Here is a 1985-nt window from a genome sequence, read left to right as displayed (position 1 = left end):
GGCGCGCGGCCGAGAGCGGCAGGGTGAGGATCAGCGACGTGCCGTGCGGCCGGCGGCGGACGAGTTGAACCTGCCCGTGCAGGGAGCGGGCGACCTCGGCGACCACCGAGAGGCCCATCCCGCGGCCCGACAGCGCATCGACCGCCCCGGCGGTGGAGAAGCCCGGCTCGAACGGCAGCGCGAGCAGCGCCTCGGCGTCGAGGGTCTCGCCCGGCGCGATCAGCCCGCGCGCGCGGCCTGTTTGCTCGATGGCGGCGAGATCCGGCCCCCGCCCGTCGTCGTGGATGCCGAGGACGAGCCGTCCGCCCTGGGCCTCGACGGTGAGGCCGATCGCGAGGGAGGCGGGCTTGCCCTGCCGTTGCCGGACCTCCGGGCGCTCCGCGCCGTGGCTCAGCGCGTTGCGCAGGGCGTGCAGCACCGGGTCCTTGAGGGCCTGGAGCATCGCCCGGTCCACCGGCAGGTCGAGCCCGCGGGTGGTGACCTCGACCTCCTGCCCGTCGCCGCGTGCCATGTCGCGCACCGCGCGGGCGAGGCCGCCGAACACCGTCTCGGCGGGCACCAGCGCGAGGCGTTCGGTCTCCTCCCGCAGCCGGCGGGCGGCCGTCTCGACGGAGAGGATGGCCGCCTTGTGCCCCTGGGCGAGGTCAGCGGCTTCGCGGGCCAAGGCCGCCAACCCGGTCTCGATCTCGGCGAGGGCCCGGCGCAGAGCCGCCGTCTCGGACTCGTTGGCGCCACCGGAGCCCGAAACCGGAGCGCGGCGGCCGGCCTCGGTGCGGCGCCGGAGCGCAGACGCGTTCGCCGAGAGCCGCGCGATGCGTTCGGCGACGACGCCCTGCCCCGGCAGGGCCGCCCAGAGGCCGTGGCTCGCCCGCGACAGCGACTCCACCGCCGCGGCGGGGACGCGCAGCACCGCCGCCTGGGCGGGCTCGCCGGCCGGGTCGGGCGCGGCGGCCGGAGCCGCGGCTTGCGAAGCGGCCGGAGTAGCGGATGGGGGAACCGGTTCGGCCGGCGCCGGGGCAGCCTTCGCGTCGGGATCGAGGCAGGCGTTCAGCGCCGCCAGCGCGTCCTCGGGCATGCTCGCCGATCCGCCCGCGCTCGCCGCGACGTAGGCCTCGATCCGGTCGAGGGCGAGATGGGTCGCGGCCCGCGCCGCGCGGTCGAGGGGGCGCTGTCCGGCGCTGATGCGCTCGAACAGGGTCTCGAGTTGGTGCGAGACCGCCTCCACCGGGGGCAGGTCGACGGCGCGGGCGGCGCCCTTCAGGCTGTGGGCCCGGCGGAACACGTCGTGCCAATCGACCGGACCGTCCGCGGCAAGTGCGGCACGGATCGCGTCGAGATGCTCGCGGTGCTCGATCTCGAAGGCGGCGAGGAGCTGCTGGCGGATATCCATGCGGCGGAGCGCTCGTCCGGGCCGCTAGAGCCGGTAGCGCTCGGCCAGCGCCATCAGCCCCTGCGCCAGCTCCGTGAGGTTCGCCGAGGCGGTCTCGACCTCGCGGGTGCCGGCGGCCGTCTGCTGGCTCGCCTGCCGGATGTTCTGCAGCGCGCCCATCACCTGCTCGATGCCGAGCTGCTGCTGGTTGGTCGAGGCCACGATCTGCTGGAAGGTCTGCACGCCCTCCTCCACCCGCGCGGCCATCTCCTCGATGGTGCGGACGGTGGAATCGGTGCGGGTCTTGCCGGCGGCGGCCCGCTTCACCGCCTCCTCGGTGAGCATCACCGAGGCGTTGATGCCGCGCTGGATCTCCCCGAGGATGCCGCGCACCTGGGCGGTGGCGCCCTTCGCCTGGTCGGCGAGCAGCTTCATCTCGGAGGCGACGACGGCGAAGCTGCGCCCGCTCTCGCCCGCCGCCGCCGCCTCGATGGCGGCGTTGAGGGCGAGCAGGTGGGTGCGCTCGGAGATGTCGTTGACGGTGACGATGATCTCGCCGATCGCCTGGGTCCGCTCGCTGAGCGCGACGATGTTGCCGGCGACCGCCTCGCCCTGC

Annotated in this window: 2 protein-coding genes; both read right to left on the bottom strand. The window is 75.4% G+C overall.

Annotation, left to right across the window (positions count from 1 at the left end):
* Window positions 1–1390: chemotaxis protein CheA (locus MFF42_RS26255; RefSeq protein ID WP_238258884.1), on the bottom strand; the 1390-nt coding region annotated here is incomplete at its 3' end.
* A gap of 24 nt (window positions 1391–1414) precedes the next feature.
* On the bottom strand, window positions 1415–1985 hold a 571-nt coding region (locus MFF42_RS26250; protein ID WP_238258883.1), incomplete at its 5' end, for a methyl-accepting chemotaxis protein.

Source organism: Methylorubrum podarium, assembly GCF_022179745.1.
GTDB classification, from domain to species: domain Bacteria; phylum Pseudomonadota; class Alphaproteobacteria; order Rhizobiales; family Beijerinckiaceae; genus Methylobacterium; species Methylobacterium podarium.
This window is presented reverse-complemented; position numbering and strand designations above follow the sequence as displayed.